Source organism: Calorimonas adulescens (assembly GCF_008274215.1).
GTDB classification, from domain to species: domain Bacteria; phylum Bacillota; class Thermoanaerobacteria; order Thermoanaerobacterales; family UBA4877; genus Calorimonas; species Calorimonas adulescens.
Genome location: NZ_VTPS01000002.1, coordinates 150,361 through 168,881 on the forward strand (window position 1 = coordinate 150,361; position 18,521 = coordinate 168,881).

Here is an 18,521-nt window from a genome sequence, read left to right on the forward strand (position 1 = left end):
ATCTATCTCCCCAAAACAGCATATATACCAGGAGTACTGATTGATGCAGCCTGTGCCTGGCCAGAACTTATTAGATCCCACTCTCTTTCATCCTCATTGAAGTAGTAGAGTGAAGCCCCATCTGATTCCTTATATACTGGATATATATAGAACTCATTAAAATAGTTAATTGGAGAACTCTCACCATCTATATTACGGTTTGCATCAATTAAAAATATGGGCGACAGTGCTCTTTCCCCTCTCTCTATAAATTTTGAGTAGTTCCCGCGGTCACTTCCTGTAAGCTCTTTAACCGTAAGCACGACGTAATTACCGCTTTGTCTGCTGGATGAATATGAAGTCCCCGCATTACTGTCAAAACCCTTTAAAGAAAACACTATGCCGGTCTTAGGGGTATTTATTGAAACCCACCTGTCTACTGTTTTTATAAGGTGCTCAGGTATATTTATCTTGAGATCCAATGGCTCTGACGGGTCCATATCCAGCTCAAACCTGAAATCTCTTTCGCTGTTACCCAGCGTAATTACTGCAGTACCACCAGATATACTCACATGATTCTCATCCGATGTGTCCTCATAATCACTGCTTGCCTTACTGTCAAAGGTAGTAGCACTGTCTTCTGCAGACTCTGAGATGCCGTACGAGTTTATTGCTTCCAGTTTAAAATAGTACTGCGTATCTCTATCAAGACCCTTTACATAATACTCATTATCCTCGGTAGTTGCAATAAAGTGATAATCGTCGTCACCTGACTCTCTTGCATATATCTGATAAAAATCAGCGCCTCTTAATTGGTCCCATGTGAGCTTTATGGTGTCTCCGGCAACTGCTTCTGCTTTAAATCCAGTAGGGCTGGCCGGCACAGTCTCAATGAATTCAAACCCATCCCTCAATACTGCCTCTCCATATGCGCCGATGTTCTTCACTACTACATCTACCTTGCCTGCAGGATGTGGTGGTGTAGTTACCTCTATGGTGGTATAGTTTATCCTACTGACATTTTCCGCCTCAATATCATCAAAGAATACCCTTACATCCTCCATAAAGTTATCACCTTTTATTGTTATCTTCTCTCCACCAAGAGTGGACCCCTGAGAGGGTTCTATGGAGGTAATGACAGGGTTGCTTTCTACATCAAGATAAGTAAAGGCACTCTTCAGCACCGCACTGTTATCTCCGTCATTATATACCATTACATCCTGCGGTATCCCTATCAAAGCAGGGTCTCCGGCAGGTGTATATATCCTTATCATGTCGCCATTTTCAGATATATATTTGATTTCAGCCTCTCTCCCGCCAATATATACCTTCGCATTGGGTCTGAAATCACTGCCATATACAGTCACCGGTGTTCCACCATTTATGCTGCCTGATCCAGGATAGATGTGGTCTATGGTTGGATTTGTAAGGGGCTTTATAAATGTAATGGTGCTCTCAGCAATACCACCATCAGGGTTTATCACCTGTATCTTTTTAGGCCCTATGGATGACACCTGTGGTACCTTTATAAGTATGCGGCCAGAGCTTATCACATCTATATTATAATCCGTCGGGTTACTGGCATTCTCTCCAGGATTCAAGGTAAGGTCTATTGTCCTTGTGCCATCATAGATTCTCACTATGCTCCCCGGGTTTACCTCATTGCCGGCTTCGTCTACAACCCTCATGGAAAATCCAGAACCGATTATCTCTGCACTTCCACCCGTTATAGGGAGTATCGAAGGTACAATCTGAGCAATTTGCGGCTTTGACTGTATATAAGTAAACCCGTTTTTAAGGACGGCCAGGCCTGTATCAGGGTTAATAACAGATACATCTACTGGGCCAGCCACTGAATAAGGAGGAGTAATTACAGCAAGCTGATTATATTTTACATAATCAACCCTTTGGGCCTTCTGGTTGCCAAAATACACCTCAGGCAGAAGATCGCCATTTTTCCTAAAATCATCGCCATTTATTGTCACAAGGTCACCCCCAAAGGCACTGCCTGTATTTGGAGTCACTGAAGTGATTGTTGGGCTGCTTGAAGGCGATACATAATTAAAGCTGTCTATTTTTATGAAATTGCCACCATCCTTATTGAGTACCATGACATTCACCTGGCCAGGCCCATGGGGCGGCGTCTTAACCGTTATCACCTGGTTATCCTCATCAAAGCTTATAATGTCAGCTTTCAGGCCACCAAAATAAACCTCCAAGTCCTGCCTGAAATCAGAACCTGTAATCTCAACCACTGTTCCACCTTTTGTGCTTCCACTTGCAGGTGTAATATTTTCAATTTCAGGCTTGCTGTCAGGTATCTGAAAACTAAATTTCACAGAATTGGATACAGCAGTATCAGGATTTTCAACATACACGTCGTAACTACCTGCTATTGGCTTTTCATCATCAGGTATAAATGGCATAACAAAGCTTATAGTATTCGGATCCCATACATAGACACTGTCCTCAACCCTATCCAGCCTGCGTCCGCCCACGATCACTGATGACTGCTCACTGTAGACCTGCCTACCGTCTTCATCCTTTACTGGATTATTGTTTTCATCCATGAGTGGGGTGCTCATGACAAAGTCAGACCCTTTTATCCATACCTCTGTACCTTTGCCACCATGGGAAGGCACTATGGATGTTATCTTTGGACTTGTAGTCATTATAGTATACTCAAACCCATCCTTTACTGTGGCCACAGCGCCCTCGGCATCTCCAGCAGTAAGGCTTATCACCTGCAGAGTCTTTTTGCCTACAGTACCGGGAGGAGTCACTATAGAGATCGTACTTCCGGTAGCGCTGCTGACTTTAGCAGGTTCACCATCTATAGTCACATATACACTCTTAGGGAACGTGCCTCCCGTTATGGTAACCTTCGTGCCTCCCTCCACAGGACCGCGGGAAGGCTCTATCCTATCTACCTTCATCTTATATGTAGGATTGGTATACTTGAACGCAGCCTCCAGTATAGCCTTACCCCCGCTGGCTATTATATCCATGTCATAAACTGTGGGATAGTCATCTAAACCTCCAAAGCCCGGATAATCGGGATTGACCATCTTAACATCGGCATAACCCAGTATCTTTGTCCCGCCGGCCGGAATATACCCCTTAATCCTTGTACCAGTCTTAAATCGCCTTCCATCAATGACATTTCCCTTATCATCATAGACACCAGTAACATTGATTATCTGATTCCCTATCCATACTTTAGGGAAAATCGGGTTTCCATTCTCATCAGACATCACCAAAAAATCGCTGCCGTTTATCGATACATATATCTCATCATTTATTGAACCTACGGCAGGCGTTATTGACGAAATCTCAGGATTTGATATATACTCAAATGCACCCTCTTTTACTGTCCTGCCTCCCTCACTGTTCACGATAATGATATCTTTTTCCCCAAGAGTATCGCTGGACGGTGTCTTTATCTTCAATGTAGAGTTTATTGTGCCATTACTTTCATATATAGACATTGATACGGTCTGGGCAAGGTTTTTAGCTGTTTCTTCCCCAATATACACCTTTGCTCCCGGCCTTATATCCGTACCCTCAATTGTTATCTCATCCCCCCCTAACCTTGAGCCCATATAAGGATGCACAGCAGCAATCTGTGGCTCAGTAAGGTCTGGTTTATATGTAAATCCATTTTTTACAACTGCAGACTCACTGGTCTCCAAAAGCACGTTCTGGAAAGTATACCTTGACTCTATCTGAGGGTCATCATGAACAATTCCCGCCACGGTATGTGTATTCACGGCCACATCTACCTTGGTATCTACCCTGGGATTAAGCGTAACTATAGGCGTCTTGGCAGTTATAATCTGGTCCCTCGAACCTGTCTTAAAGTTTATACTCTCAATATTTGACTCGTTACCTATCGTCAGTTTCACAGTCTTTTCAATATATACATCATTGTTTTGATATTTGCCCTTATAATGTACCACATATTCCTTTGCCACAGGGTCAAAAAATTCAGTTAGAGGTTCCACATCATACCAGTTGTCTCCATCTGCTGGTAAAAGACTGCTGATATTGATATTTGAGATGTTTCTGCCAACTATACTCACCTGCTTCTGTTCAGTTTCCCTTGCCTCCTGAGGATTTATCTGCTCAGGATATATGGTGAGGGCATTGGCTACAGAGATGTATGTAAATCCACCTATCTTCCTTACCTCGCTTCCATCCACGGGATTATAGACATATACATCCTTAGCCCCCTCATCAGCTGATGGTGGAGTAACAGCCGTTATAAATGTCGTACCGGGGTTATTTGGGTCAACGGATATAGAGGTTACACTGGCTCTATTTTGGGAATCATGGCCACCTATAAAGACCTGCATACCCTGTACAAATCCTGTGCCATATATTCTTATCTCCGTCCCACCATCTGTGGTACCGGAGTTAGGCTCTATACGGTCTATGGTAAGCCCTGCAGGTGTATAGACCACCGTAAACTCGTTTTTCAATGTGACCTGGACATCATTTCTATATACCCCATCCTGTACTATCTTTTTTCTTATGGATATATCCTTATTTGTCCTATCACCAGCTTCAGGTACAGTTACTGTCATAGTATCCAAAGAATTGGTATTGTTTATTTGAATGTTATTTTCATCCACCGGGATGCTCGATTTAGCAATAACTACAGATGCAACATCAGAAACACTCTCGGGCAGGTTCGTACCCGTTATGGTAAGCTTATCACCAGGATAAGCTCTTGTCTTATCGATATTCTGTATATGCGGCAACTCATTGAAAATAAAGCCTTTACGGATAGCCAAACCATTATTATTGTTTCTTACGCTCACCTCGTAGACAGTTGTACCATCGTTTACTATCTGCTCCGGTACCTCTGCTACAATCCTCAAGCTGTCTTTTGATAAGAGTTTAACCTCTCCCTTTAGCGAGGAAAGACCGCCCACGCCATCGGTGCCACCAATCATCAGTTCCTTCAGGTCAAAATTTTCACCATCAATAATAAGCTGTCTTACCTCTTTAGTACCTGTAATATTGCCCAAACTGTCCCGTATGAATGTGGTCTCCACATTAAGATAAACATCACTTATTACAGGGTCTTTAACAAAATTGAATTGAAGTGTGTCGCTGGTAGTTGAACCGTCTGCTGAGACTTTTATATTATCTATAATTATGTTGGCTATGCCAGTATACAGGGGTGCTTTGTTGCCTTCAGTATCTTTGAATTCATTTGTTGGAGGTATATAGATTATAATTTGTTTCCTTGTAGTCGAAATAGTAGGATCTGTTTTATACAAAACCCCATTGTAATAAAATTCCAATCTGACAGTAGTTCCTGCATCAAATTCATGGTCCGCATCAGCACTGACTGTTATCTGGCCACCATGTCCTGAAGACACAAGATTGGTGTCTATGGATACAACATGGTCTGCGGCATATATATAGCCCTGCGGAAGTAAAGAGAACAATATAGACATGATTACAATTAGACAGAGAGCCCTCCTCATAGGTTGTTCCCCCTTAGCAGCATTTCATATGACTTTCAACAATAATTGACACGTGTATCGTACTGACAATATCCACACACCTGAATATATATCGACAGGAAACGATATAAAATTAAGTCCATTTTCATTATACCATCTTCCACTCTGGTTGTAAAAAAAATGCTGCACATAAAGTGCAGCTATATGAATTGGGTTGGGGCATCAACTTTCATGTTTTATATTACAACTATCGACAAAATATCACAATAGGAAAATAGTCTCATTTATTTAATCAATTACGTTTACATGTATGTTGTTTCTTTCAACACATTTCTTAAGCGGATTTATTACCTGCTGGTTATCAAAAGCCGACCGTAAAGATTTTCCGACTATTATCTCATTCACTTCATTGTTTTTTGCAAACTCTGCCAGTGTTTCGTATATCTTTTTACCAGACAGTATACTGACACTTCCACCCTGGGCCTGGGCTTTGTTAAATAATTCCAAAAGTATGTCATGCTCTTCTAAATGCTTGTGGAGGTCATCGTCTTTGTTTACATAGACGACAGAAAACTCTCCCTTCATCTCCTTCGCTCTGTCGTGGCCAGCTTTAATGAGCCTTTCACAGCTCCTCTGAGGAGTAATACAGACCATTATTCTGTATTTACTTCCAGAGTTAAAGTTGTCAATCATTTAAGCCACCCTCCCACTTTGTGGTTATATTAACGCAAAACTCCTCATAAGCAGGTAACGAAACACCCCTTTCTTGTCTTTATATACCTTGAGTACATCCTCATATTTTAACCTTACCTTGTCCAGTTCTTCATCTAACGGCGGTCTATTGCCATACAATGTTTTCTCGCATATATTTATAATATCGGTCAGTTCAACTACGCCTTTTGCTCTAAAGGAATATTCTCTGAGCGTCTCACCATCCATTATGTTTATACCTGTATGTTTTAAGACGTTAATTATCTTACCACTATAATACAGTACCAGCTTGGTTTTAGAAAGCCTTTTTATTAAAAAATATGATCTTAAATGCGTTATTATTATAATAATACATACTGTCAATGGTATAACCAGCCAGTAGTAAAGATTTACCCTCTCTACATTCGGTCTGGATGGTGTACCTTGAAGTTCATCTACATTTATATCAGGTCTAATCTCTTTATCAGGTATTACAGGTTCTTCTGGTATTACATTCAACTGAGTAGATACAGGGGTATAATTAAAACCATTATAGAGAGGCGTTGGGTCAAAACTCATCCAACCGAAATTATTAAAATACACCTCCACCCATGCATGAGCCATAGAATTCCTTATAAAGTACACTGTCCCGCTATCTGCTTCAGACGGCATGACATAGCCCTCCACATACCTTGCTGGTATCCCCTGTGTCCTTAGCATGATTGTCATTGCAGTAGCAAAATATGTGCAATAACCTTCCTTCAAATCAAAGAGAAAGTAATCCACAAAATCCCTGTCTGGAGGAGTCTTCGGTACATTCAGCTCATATTTCATGCTCCTCAAATAGTTCTGTACTGCCATAACCTTGTCATACGGGTTATCCATGCCTTCGGTGATTGCTGCAGTAAAATCCCCTATACGGGATGGCAATCCTTGGGGTAGATGGAGATATTTTTTAACCTCAGCAGGATAATCATAGCCCGACGCCCTAATTTTTGCAAAATCTACATAGGGAACTGCTGATGTCACCTCATAACTTTTTTCTCCTGCATTTGCTGAACGCACTTCATAGTCCTCATCTATATAATAACCGCTGTTGCTATTTAAATCAATCGATAGGGGAGGATATGAAGTAAAAATTAATTCCCCTGGGCTATATTTTGTAATTTCCTGGACGATAGAACGGAATGATACCTGATCATCAAAGGGCTGTTTAATATGGCCGTTATCATCCATATAGGTCCACCTGTATTCCCCCTTATGCCATCCTTTGCCGTCGTATTCATCATACACCCTGCCTCGCAAATAGGTACTTTCAGGTGAAATCACCTTCATCACAACATTTTCGTCCACATTCCTTGGACCGCCCAGCTCCACATACTCCTGTGTGTTTTCGACATTTCCGGTAGATGTGGTGTAGTTTTTAAATATTACTGTAGCGAGATCTTTTATTTTATCAATCTCAGCAGGTTTAAAAGCTGGCGGTAAAAAATACGACAGGACAAAGGTACAGGCAACCAGTGAGCATATCCACACGTTCGAATGAAGATTTTTAAAACCGTCAACGAAATATACTGATAAAAATATCAAAACTAAGGCCAAGAGATATGCCGCAGTATTAGCCGCATCGACCCCAATATATGCCTGAGAAGCAAGTAGAGAAAATCCCCCAAGTCCTATATAAAATATATATTTCTTATCCTGTATCAGAGAATAGGTGCAGTACCCTATAAGTATAAAAGAGATAAACATAAGTATATACGCATATCTAATGTTGATAGGATAATCACCATATATAAAGCCGGCAGTCCATATCAAAAATGTGGCAATCCCCCTCATAATATTAGGTATATACCTATAAAACACTATAAAAAACACCGGTACTATAATAATGCTTCTCCTTAAGAATGGAAACTCGGAAAAAAGAACAACGGCTGCCGTAAGCATAAGTGATGCCGCAGCAATATAATTTACTGCTCTTACTCCCATTATAGCGATTCCAGTAGGTATATCTATCATAAAGCTAATTAAAAATGTAAATATCAGCCTGGCCTTTTGACTCTTCAAAGATACCCCTCCATCTTGAAGGTGTAATTATCCTTTCTTCCGGCCAATTCTCGTCTTCAGCCACGGTAAAGATCCAACAATCAAAGGCGTGCTGGATCTTCAAAATATCTGCATCTACAGCCGGAGCAATGATAACATCCGGCCTAAAGTCCACCGATGATATCATGCGGTACAGCCCCTCATAATCCGACCCATCAAATTTAATATCAACAGATGCCTCAACTAATTCTTTAAAATCCATGCCGTTTTTTATAGCATACTGTCGCCACTCCTTGTTCGCACTCAAAACCTCGCATTCTATCCCATGCCTATAAAAGGAACTGACAACAGTAAGTAACAGGCTTAATGCATTCTCCTCGTCCATGTCATTGTACATGTTCTGCCTCATATCACACAATACCCTCAGGCCATTTTTTGTGGCGTCCGGGTACTCTTTAACCTGCAGCTCATCCAGTTTTGCCGAGAGTTTCCAGTGTATCATTCTCAGATTATCGCCTGGAACATATTTTCTTACGTTGTAAGAGATGCCGTTGCCATGTCTCTTCAAAAGTGTACCTGTGCCATTGTCATATCTCAAAAGATCCAAGATGAAATCACCGTTAAATATTTTAGGATAGACAGTAACCCATGACATTGAAGGTATCTCAATAAACCATTTAAAAAGCTTAAAGGGTTCTAATGATTCGATGTGCACAGGGCCAAGGTCGTATCGTCCTCTCTTTTCAAAAGTCGTCTCACCCTTGAGGGCAAACTGCCTGAAGGGACCTATATAACTTATCCTATCCTCAAATTCAAGCGACTTTATTGATACCAATACATTAAAGACGGGTAAAAAGCTGTCATTTTGCAATACAACCTCATATGTAAACCTCTCTCCCCGAAATATATCTTGCTTTGCAGCAAAAACAATGGCAGACATTTTCTCTTTTGTATAAATGCTATAGAGGTACTCTAAGAGAATCAAAATACCTGTACCGTAGAAGATACTATAAAACGTACGTGATCCCAAGAGTATAATAAACAGAATAGATAACAGCAACAGGCTATACATGTACCTCACCACGAGGCACCTTAACATTCCTTAGTATCTCCTCTATAACCCCTTTAGCGCCAATTCTATCAAACTTTACTGTTTTAGTAAGGACCCTGTGTGGCAGCACATACAGGGACATTTTCTTTACATCGTCAGGTATAACATAATCACGCCCCTTTATATATGCATAGGCCCGGCTTGCCTTTGCAAGTTGCAGGGCTCCTCTCGGGCTCACCCCAAGGCTTATAAAATCATTTTTTCTCGTGCCATCTACAATATCCAGTATATACTCCTCAACTTCATCAGACATATAAACCGTCTTGGATTCAATTATCATATTTTCAAGGTCTTCTGAAGATAAAACCGGTTCTATCTCATCCAGCGGGTCTCTAACCATATATTCCTCTATAATCTCTCTTTCCTCTGACCTCTGAGGATAACCCATGGATATCTTCATCATAAACCTGTCCATCTGTGACTCAGGTAGGGTATACGTACCCTCAAATTCAATAGGATTTTGTGTCGCAAGCACCATAAATGGGTATGGCACCCTATATAGTGTCCCATCCACGGTTACCTGTTTCTCCTCCATAACCTCCAGAAGGCTGGATTGTGTCTTTGGAGTGGCGCGGTTTATTTCATCTGCAAGCAGTATGTTCGTAAAAACCGGCCCTTTAATAAACCTGAACTCCCTGGTGGCCTGATTATATATGTTCAAGCCCGTTATATCTGTTGGCAGCACATCCGGTGTAAACTGCAACCTGTTAAAGCTTAAACCCAAAGACTTGGAGATGGCCTTTACCATGGTTGTCTTTCCAACCCCCGGTATATCTTCAATGAGGATATGGCCCTCACCTATCAAGCATGTTAGAATCAACTCTACCACATTTCTCTTGCCCTTTATAGCTTTGCCCACACTCTTAATTACTTCCTCTATTTTTTCTTTCAAGCGGCTCACCCCGGTATATTTAATATTGTTAGTCTTCACGTAAAATTATATTTATCTTGTAGCCACAGTTCTTGCAGACTCCCTTTTCAAATCCAACCACCCTTGTCCTGTATCCCCTCTCAACTATAATGGAACGGCATACCGGACAGTAAGTATTCTGATCTGATCCAAATACATTACCTACATAGACATAGTTTAAATACCTGCTTGCTATCTTTTTTGCCTCCATTATAGTTTCTACTGGTGTTGGAGGTTTTTCCATCCTGTACTGTGGAAAATATCTAGAAAAATGCAGAGGCATGTCTTTACTTATGGATGAAAGCCACATTGCCATTTCCTCAATTTTTGACATATCGTCGTTTAGGCCTGGGATTATCAGATTTGTAATTTCCACATGAGTGTGACTGGATGATATCTCGATAGTCCTTTTTACATTCTCAAGTTTTCCCTTGCATATGCTTTTATAGAACCAGTCTCCACCTTTTAAGTCTATATTCATTGCATCTATATACGGCAAAAGCTCTTTTAACGGTTCCTCTTCAATATAGCCATTGGTCACAAGTACATTCTTAAGTCCGTGTTCTTTCGCAATTTTGGCTGTATTTAACACAAACTCATACCAGATAAGCGGCTCATTGTAAGTGTATGCTATCCCTATATTGTCCTTATAGCTTTCTGCTATTTTAATTATATCACTTATACTGCTGTTTTCCATAATGGGTACCTGCTGCGATAATTCCCAGTTCTGACAAAAGCTGCACTTAAAATTACAGCCAAAGGAAGAAATGGACAGGATAGATGAGCCGGGATAAAAGTGATAAAGAGGCTTTTTTTCGATAGGGTCCATCGAAATGGCAGAAATTTTCCCGTAGTTTAACGAATAGAGTCTCCCTCCGATGTTTTTTCTTGCCTTACAGGCCCCCACGCCTCCATCCACAATATGACAATGGACAGGGCAGAGATAACAATATACTCTCCCCCTGTCCTCTTTTTTATAATACATGGCTTCATTCATGCCTTACCACCTCAAACCGGTATAGCTCGTAGTCTTCATTGGGCACTATCCCCGCCTTACGCAACGCTATATTTATCTGTTCGTCTACAGAATCTACTCCCTCTAAATCTGGCAAAAGCACACCGGTCCTAAAGCCTTTTTTAACAATTACCCCGTATCGCTTAGGATCTAAAAAACTCCTGTCTTTTACTGGTTCTGGTTTGGAAAGAACGTCAACCGAGTATACTATTGCACTCAGTTCATCTTCAGTCACTGGATAAAACCGTGGATCCTCCGTACCGGCACTTACAGCATTGTGAATAATTTCTTCCGCTATATTTTTCCTCACAGGACTTATGGTACCTATACATCCTCTAAGTTCCCCTCCTTTTTTTAGAGAAACAAATGTACCTGCCCTTTTATTATACATTTCCTCTGGCAACCCTTCCGGCACAGGTATAATCATATGCCTGGTAATGTAATACTCTAAGCTTTGCTTTGCAAGGCGAACATATGGATCCATCTTTTTATCTGCCTCCATGCCATTATTCTTATAATCATCTTTCACAATAAATTCTGCAACACCGTATCCAACGCCAAATGGTCCCTCATGAGATATAATCCGTGGCACCACATTGATACTGTCCAATATACCAAGCATGATGAGTATAGACCTGAAGCCACACTCAGCTGCTTCTTCAATAAGACCTTTATCCATACCCAGGATATCATCAACCTTCATTTGACCCAGCAGCTCTAATATCCTTTCATCAAAAATTTTCCCTTTCGGGGTATACCCATTTGGAGAATTCATGGTGAGCTTGTGGGAAAGGTCGCCGCTGGCTATGACAACTACGTCATCTTCCAAGGATTTAATCACTTTTTGAATAATTGTACCAAACCGATAGAGTTCTTCAAACCTCAAAAACCCATAGGAGATGTGGACCAATTTAAACTTACTGTATTGTTTTGCCACAAAGTATAAAGGGACTATCGTTCCATGATCCAGTTCAAGGTCAAGGCTGTACCGTTCTGAAAGTTTTTCGTCTGCCTTAAGGCATCTTATGCCATGGCTGTTTGCCTCCTCTATAATCTTTTCTGCCATTACTATATTGTTTTCAAAAGACATATTAACATTATGTGCCCCAAAATAGCTGAGGTCTCCCAAGAGCTCTTGCATACCGTGTACGCATACCGCATCCCTGAATACATAGCCATGGGGTGAAATGATAAGGATTGTCTGCGGCTTTAAAGATGAAATTTTTTTCGATACCTCATCCATCGCATCAATAGTCTTCTGTATCCTTTTTTCTTCCCCCTTCCCAACCTCTGGAATAATAATGGGCGGATGAGGAGTCAAAAAGGAAGCAAGAACCTTACCCATAATGTAAACCTCCTTATTCTATCGTTTCAAAATATTTGTTTATCCCGAGATATATTGCCCAAGCTATCTTTTCTTGATACACATCATCAAGCAGGAGTCTATACTCATCTGGATTGGACATAAATCCGCATTCCACTATTACTGAAGGCATGTCTGTATTATTAAGCACATAGTAGCTGCTGGATGTTGCCGCCTGCCTTTTGTTCCCTCTATCCAGTATTTTTATCAACTGTTCTTGAATGCTCTCCGCTAATATTTTACCATTTTTTGAACCGGAATGGTAAAATGTTTGCGCTCCAAAATATTTTGATTGTGAAAAACTATTGAGATGTATGCTTACAAAAATATCCGCATTATTTTTTCTGGCTATTTCCATGCGTGCTTTCATATCGCTGCTTTTAGTCCTCCCCAAGGCATTATTATCATTTCTTGTAAGGACAGCCTTGCCTCCTGATTCATTTATTAACCTCTTCAATTTTTTTGCAATTTTCAGGTTTATTTCCGATTCTTTAGTGTAACCTATCGTCTTACCGGGGTCCCAACCACCATGACCCGGATCAATAACTATCACCTTTGATGTTGCTGGAAGGCTGAAGGTCGATATAGTCTGTGTCTTTATGTAAAATGTCGAAAGAATGATAAGGAAAAGTGATAGATATGTAGCGATTTTGATATCAGACAAGTACATATCTCCTTTCTTGAAATATTCCTATGGTAATTTTATGCTTGGTAGTAAACAAAATTGATATTGATACATAGCATATATTAGCAAGAAAGGAGGGAATTAAATTGATAACAAGAAGAATAACCTATATAGTAAGGCCTGGTGATACCCTGTTTTCTATTTCCAGAATGTTCAACGCATCCGTGGATGACATCGTCAGAGAAAACAATATTATAAACCCAGCGTTGATATACCCTGGAATGCAGCTTGTTATTCCTTTAAGAGGTGTATTGTATACCGTAAGGCCTGGCGATACGGTTTATGATATTGCCATGAGGTTTGGAGTACCCTATGAAGCCATAATCTATGCCAACAATCTGGTCTACCCATATGTGATATATCCAAATACTACTATATTTATCCCCGGTGGCAGAGAATCAGGTACGGATGGTATACCACCTCGCCCAAGCACACAGTACCCATTCCCACCTTATTATGGATATCCCTATCCACCATGCTATGGATATCCCATGCCATGCCCGCCATTTGGAGGATACCCGTTTCCTCAGCAACCGGCACCAATCCCCACGCCAACACCACCGTCTGTTCCCACAATGCCAGAACCAGGCGAATATTTCACCTATACTGTAAAACCAGGGGACACACTGTATGAGCTTGCAATGCTCTTTTGTACCACAGTAGACGCTATAGCAAGGGCTAACAATATCAAAGACCCCAATAAAATTGACGTTGGTCAAAGACTAAGAATTCCTGTATCGGAAGGGAGGCTCAGATATTATACTGTGAGGCCAGGTGACAGCCTTTATGAAATTGCAAAAAGATATAACACCACCATTGAATCCATTGCAAAGGCAAACGACATCGCAGACCCGGCAAAAATTTACCCCGGCCAGAGGCTTGTCATTATTGTCGGCTGCAAACCAGACCCATAAAGGATTCCTTTTTGTATTGGCTTATATATAAAAGGCGGCAACAGCCGCCCTTTATATGTTTATCTCCCTCAATATTTTATCTCTCAAAAAATTTGCATTTTTCTTTATATAGTTTGATTGCTTTCATTACCTAATCATAGGCCATAGTATCTTCATCAATCAGCTCTGTAAGGTGCTCCTTCAGCTCTTTACATTCGTTATAAGTATAATTGAGAAGGTTAATCCCCATTATCCCAAGAGATACTCCCAAACTTGAAGCCATGGCAGACACGTTATTCCTGGGCCTTGTATACTATACTGCCTCTTTTTATCACGGTATTTGAGAGGTTTACCCCTAGATGATAGGGGATGTAATTGAGGTTTGGGGCATCAAAGATAACCACATCACCAGCCTTCCCTTCTTCTATACTACCTATCAGTTCTCCCATACCAATTGCACAGGCTGCATTAAGTGTTGCAGCAGTCAATATCTCTTCGGGAGTCATTTTTAGTTTTATTGCCGCCATATTCATAACAAGCTGCATGGATTCTGTTGGTGAGCTGCCTGGGTTATAGTCTGTAGCCAGGGCAACTGCCATGCCCATCTCTATCATGTCCCTTGCCCTGGCAAATTTTTCTTCAAGGCTAAAGGATGTCACCGGGAGCAGGACAGCAATAACATCGGCTTCTTTCATCTTCATCAGACCTTCATCGGTTGATGCAAGCAGGTGGTCTGCGGAAACTGCTTTAAGCTCTGCAGCTAGTTCCGCACCGCCCATTGGATTTATCTCATCAGCGTGTATTTTAAGCCCTAAACCAAGTTCTCTCGCCCTCAATAGTATGTATTTAGAATCATTAATATCAAACACTCCTTCTTCACAGAACACATCGCAGTACCTGGCCAGGCCCTCTTCTGCCACTTTCGGCAGCATGTCTTCAACCACCAGGTGGACATATGCATCTTTGTCGCCCATGTATTCTTCTGGTACAGCATGGGCACCCATAAACGTAGGTACAATGTCTATTGGCTGGAGTGAATCCAGGTTATGAATAAGCCTTAGAAGCCTTAGTTCCTGTTCGGTATTTAGTCCATACCCGCTCTTTACCTCAGCCGTCGTCGTACCGTATTTGAGCATTCGCCTCAGCGATTTTAGTATTTGTGAGATTATAGCACCATCACTGGCTGAGCGTGTTGCTTTAACCGTACTTAAAATTCCTCCCCCATTCTTAAGGATTTCAAGATATGTCATACCATGCAGTTTCAATGCCATTTCATTCTCTCTTGAACCTGCATGGACAAGATGTGTATGAGGGTCTACAAGCCCTGGGGTTACAACTTTCCCTTCGGCATTTATTGTATTCTTTGCTTCTATCCTTGAGGATTCCCCCTCTGCCACCTCTACTATAATTCCATCATCAATGGCTATATATCCATTTTCTATTATCTGTATATCACCCATTTCTCTACCCTTTTTAGGGGTAGAACCAAGGGGTGTAGCTATTGTAGCACACTTTATAAGGGTGTCTACTTTCATGGCTTACACCTACTCATATATATAGTTTTCCAGTATTTGTTCGTTCCTAAAGCCATGAAGCTGCAAATAACTAACAGCGGTTTCTAACAGGGCCTCAGAAGGAACCAATCCAACTATCTCTGTCTCTGCTATGCTGACACCATATCTTGAAGCCTCAGCTTTAATCAATTCATAGACCCTGTGTAATGGAGTCTTTTTATAGTCAGTCATATTCATAGATACCTGCACCATCTTCTTATCCTCAAGATTAACCCCGACGGCCTTTACATATCTGAATCCTCCACTAGAGTTCCTCACAGCCCTTGCAATGTTCTTTGCTATGTCTAAATTCTGTGTGTTTAGGTTCACATTGAAGGCTATGAGCGGCGGCCTGGCCCCTACCGCTGTGACTCCGCTCTTTATGTTAACCTCTCTTGGTCCAAAGTCTGGTTCCCATCCTGGTTGTTTTATCTTATCAAAGAATCCCTCATACTGACCCTTACGTATATAGGCCAGGTCTTCTCTCTCCGGTTTTGTCGCAGCCGCCTCATAAAGATACACAGGAATATGAAGTTCTCCTCCTATTTTTCTGCCCAGTTCCTCTGCAAGCTCAATACATTCCTCCATTGTGACATCCTTCACCGGTACAAATGGTACCACATCAACTGCCCCCATCCGTGGATGTTCTCCAGTATGCTTTGACATATCAATAAGTTCTACTGCCCGTCTGCAGGCATTATATGCCGCCACAGCAACCTCTTCAGGTTCTCCAAGAAAGGTTACGACAGTCCTATTGTGGTTGTAGTCCGTTGAAACATCTATAAGCTTCACACCATCTATCTTTTTAATTTCTTCCACTATGGAATTTATCTTTGTCTTATTCCTTCCTTCGCTGAAATTTGGCACGCATCCGACCAGCCGCATTTTACAAGCCTCCTTTGCCTTTCTATATAAGACAATTTTACCACAATTTTTCTCCATACTGAACCAGGAAAACATTTTTCTTAGGTAAAAATAAGGGGGAAACTCCCCTTTATTCTCCCAGCATAGGTATCTTTATGCCTCTATGCCTTGCGGTCCTTACAGCTATATCATACCCGGCATCTGCATGTCTCATAACTCCGGTACCCGGGTCTGTGGTAAGGACATGTTCTAACCTCCATGCAGCCTCATCGGTACCATCAGCACATACGACCATTCCAGCATGAATGGAATATCCTATGCCTACACCGCCGCCATGATGTACTGATACCCATGTAGCGCCGGAAACTGCATTGAGAAGGGCATTTAATATGGGCCAGTCTGCTATGGCATCGCTGCCATCCTTCATTGCTTCTGTCTCCCTGTACGGAGAGGCTACAGAACCAGAATCTAAGTGGTCCCTGCCTATAACTATGGGTGCTTTAAGCTCGCCGTTTCTGACCATCTCGTTTATGGCCAGGCCGAACTTAGTCCTCTCTCCATAACCAAGCCAGCATATCCTGGCGGGTAATCCCTGGAAAGCCACCTTTTTTTCAGCCATCTTTATCCAGCGTGCCAAAGACTTATCCCCGGGGAATAGTTCTAATACTTTCTGGTCTGTCTTATATATATCTTCAGGATCTCCAGAAAGTGCTACCCACCTGAATGGCCCCTTGCCCTCACAGAAAAGGTCTCTGATGTACTCTGGAACATAACCAGGTATATCAAAGGCATTGGTAACACCCTCATCATATGCCATACGCCTTATGTTATTGCCATAATCAAACACAATTGCTCCACGCTTTTGCATCTCAAGCATAGCCTTCACATGTTCCGCTATGGCCCTTTTAGACCTTTTGATATACTCTTCAGGATTAGATTTCCTAAGCTCTAAGGCCTCCTCAAAGCTCATGCCGTTTGGGACATAGCCATTTAACGGGTCATGAGCTGATGTCTGGTCTGTTACAATATCTGGTATCAAACCGCGCCTTACAAGTTCTGGATGTACATCAGCTGCATTTCCTACAAGACCGATAGAAAGCGGCCTACCTTCCTCTTTTGCCTTCATCGCCATTTCTACAGCCTTATCTAAACTATCTGTCATCACATCCAGATATTTAGTCTTAAGTCTCTTTTCAATCCTAGACCTATCTACCTCTACTATGAGGACAACACCATCATTCATAGTAACGGCTAAGGGTTGTGCACCACTCATGCCACCCAGGCCTGCTGTGAGTGTAAAAGTACCTTTAAGGGTACCATCAAAATGCTTTTTAGCACAGGCAGCAAATGTCTCATAAGTCCCCTGGAGAATACCCTGGGTCCCAATATATATCCAGCTTCCTGCTGTCATCTGTCCGTACATGGTAAGTCCCTTTGCCTGCAGGTCCCAGAAGTCTTCCCATGTAGCCCATGCAGGCACCAGCATGGAGTTGGATATAAGGACTCTGGGGGCTCTGGTATGGGTCTTAAATACCGCCACTGGCTTACCTGACTGTACCAAAAGTGTCTCATCCTCATTCAGGTTTTCCAGACTTCTTACTATTGCGTCAAAACACTCCCAGTTGCGAGCGGCCTGGCCAGCACCTCCGTAGACAATAAGGTGTTCCGGGTCCTCTCCCACCTCAGGGTCCAGGTTGTTCATAAGCGTCCTGTATGGAGCTTCAATCTGCCAATTTTTGCAGTGCAGCTCATTCCCCCTCGGGGCTCTTATAACTCTTGTCATAACATCCCCTCCATAATTTTAAATAATATTTGCAGCAATAAAAGGACTCCTAAAAACTTTTCAAAATGTACGCATTTGCCCACAGTATTTTCAAGTCATTCCCGTCTTTCATTTAGTGGTGGAAATGATTCATATATAAAATTAAGACTCTC

General features: G+C 41.7%; 12 protein-coding genes. 1 reads left to right on the forward strand and 11 read right to left on the reverse strand.

The genetic code is table 11. The annotated features are described in order from the left end of the window. Nucleotides 1-2: 2 nt before the first annotated feature. From FWJ32_RS02485 to FWJ32_RS02520, 8 genes are all read right to left on the reverse strand, one after another. Nucleotides 3-5,477 (reverse strand): IPT/TIG domain-containing protein, encoded by a 5,475-nt coding sequence (locus tag FWJ32_RS02485; RefSeq protein ID WP_149544393.1) that lies wholly within the window; start codon nucleotides 5,475-5,477, stop codon nucleotides 3-5. Between the two features lie 267 nt (nucleotides 5,478-5,744). After that, nucleotides 5,745-6,149 carry an adenine nucleotide alpha hydrolase family protein gene (locus tag FWJ32_RS02490; protein ID WP_149544394.1) on the reverse strand — a complete coding sequence of 135 codons (405 nt, stop codon included), beginning with the start codon at nucleotides 6,147-6,149 and terminating at the stop codon, nucleotides 5,745-5,747. A 24-nt stretch (nucleotides 6,150-6,173) separates the two neighbouring features. After that, the gene (locus FWJ32_RS02495) at nucleotides 6,174-8,213 is read right to left on the reverse strand and encodes a transglutaminase TgpA family protein (RefSeq protein ID WP_149544395.1); all 2,040 of its coding nucleotides are present in this window, start codon (nucleotides 8,211-8,213) and stop codon (nucleotides 6,174-6,176) included. Next, a complete protein-coding gene (locus tag FWJ32_RS02500; protein WP_149544396.1) occupies nucleotides 8,170-9,291 on the reverse strand; it encodes a DUF58 domain-containing protein in 1,122 nt (373 codons plus the stop codon). Before FWJ32_RS02500 ends, FWJ32_RS02495 begins: the two co-directional genes overlap by 44 nt. After that, nucleotides 9,257-10,195, reverse strand: a complete 939-nt coding sequence (locus FWJ32_RS02505) for an AAA family ATPase (RefSeq protein WP_149544397.1) — start codon at nucleotides 10,193-10,195, stop codon at nucleotides 9,257-9,259. The genes FWJ32_RS02500 and FWJ32_RS02505 overlap by 35 nt, the downstream gene beginning before the upstream one ends. Before the next feature lie 28 nt (nucleotides 10,196-10,223). Beyond that, complete coding sequence (amrS, locus tag FWJ32_RS02510) at nucleotides 10,224-11,210, reverse strand: AmmeMemoRadiSam system radical SAM enzyme (RefSeq protein ID WP_149544398.1); 987 nt, start codon at nucleotides 11,208-11,210, stop codon at nucleotides 10,224-10,226. Then, nucleotides 11,203-12,573, reverse strand: coding sequence for an AmmeMemoRadiSam system protein A (gene amrA / locus FWJ32_RS02515; protein WP_149544399.1), 1,371 nt, complete (start codon nucleotides 12,571-12,573; stop codon nucleotides 11,203-11,205). The genes amrS and amrA overlap by 8 nt, the downstream gene beginning before the upstream one ends. A 13-nt stretch (nucleotides 12,574-12,586) precedes the next feature. Next, the gene (locus FWJ32_RS02520; protein ID WP_238988760.1) at nucleotides 12,587-13,255 is read right to left on the reverse strand and encodes an N-acetylmuramoyl-L-alanine amidase; all 669 of its coding nucleotides are present in this window, start codon (nucleotides 13,253-13,255) and stop codon (nucleotides 12,587-12,589) included. A 107-nt stretch (nucleotides 13,256-13,362) separates the two neighbouring features. On the opposite strand from FWJ32_RS02520, the gene FWJ32_RS02525 reads away from it, so the two are divergent. Beyond that, nucleotides 13,363-14,190: a LysM peptidoglycan-binding domain-containing protein gene (locus FWJ32_RS02525; protein WP_149544401.1), complete on the forward strand. Its 828-nt coding sequence runs from the start codon at nucleotides 13,363-13,365 to the stop codon at nucleotides 14,188-14,190. Between the two features lie 272 nt (nucleotides 14,191-14,462). Here FWJ32_RS02525 and hutI read toward each other — a convergent pair whose 3' ends face one another. The 3 genes from hutI to hutU all read right to left on the reverse strand — a co-directional run bounded on the left by hutI (nucleotide 14,463) and on the right by hutU (nucleotide 18,369). Further along, entirely contained in the window at nucleotides 14,463-15,704 is a 1,242-nt protein-coding gene (hutI, locus tag FWJ32_RS02535) for an imidazolonepropionase (RefSeq protein WP_149544403.1), read from the reverse strand. 9 nt (nucleotides 15,705-15,713) lie between these two features. Continuing rightward, nucleotides 15,714-16,607 (reverse strand): glutamate formimidoyltransferase, encoded by an 894-nt coding sequence (ftcD, locus tag FWJ32_RS02540; protein WP_149544404.1) that lies wholly within the window; start codon nucleotides 16,605-16,607, stop codon nucleotides 15,714-15,716. 109 nt (nucleotides 16,608-16,716) lie between these two features. Further along, the gene (gene hutU / locus FWJ32_RS02545; protein ID WP_149544405.1) at nucleotides 16,717-18,369 is read right to left on the reverse strand and encodes a urocanate hydratase; all 1,653 of its coding nucleotides are present in this window, start codon (nucleotides 18,367-18,369) and stop codon (nucleotides 16,717-16,719) included. Nucleotides 18,370-18,521 lie beyond the last annotated feature (152 nt).

What these genes read in the sequence shown, in the direction of transcription:
- hutI (WP_149544403.1), bottom strand. Translation starts at nt 15,704, where the DNA reads ATGAAAGTAGACACCCTTATAAAGTGTGCTACAATAGCTACACCCCTT.
- amrA (WP_149544399.1), bottom strand. Translation starts at nt 12,573, where the DNA reads ATGGGTAAGGTTCTTGCTTCCTTTTTGACTCCTCATCCGCCCATTATT.
- amrS (WP_149544398.1), bottom strand. Translation starts at nt 11,210, where the DNA reads ATGAATGAAGCCATGTATTATAAAAAAGAGGACAGGGGGAGAGTATAT.
- ftcD (WP_149544404.1), bottom strand. Translation starts at nt 16,607, where the DNA reads ATGCGGCTGGTCGGATGCGTGCCAAATTTCAGCGAAGGAAGGAATAAG.
- FWJ32_RS02490 (WP_149544394.1), bottom strand. Translation starts at nt 6,149, where the DNA reads ATGATTGACAACTTTAACTCTGGAAGTAAATACAGAATAATGGTCTGT.
- hutU (WP_149544405.1), bottom strand. Translation starts at nt 18,369, where the DNA reads ATGACAAGAGTTATAAGAGCCCCGAGGGGGAATGAGCTGCACTGCAAA.
- FWJ32_RS02485 (WP_149544393.1), bottom strand. Translation starts at nt 5,477, where the DNA reads ATGAGGAGGGCTCTCTGTCTAATTGTAATCATGTCTATATTGTTCTCT.
- FWJ32_RS02500 (WP_149544396.1), bottom strand. Translation starts at nt 9,291, where the DNA reads ATGTTAAGGTGCCTCGTGGTGAGGTACATGTATAGCCTGTTGCTGTTA.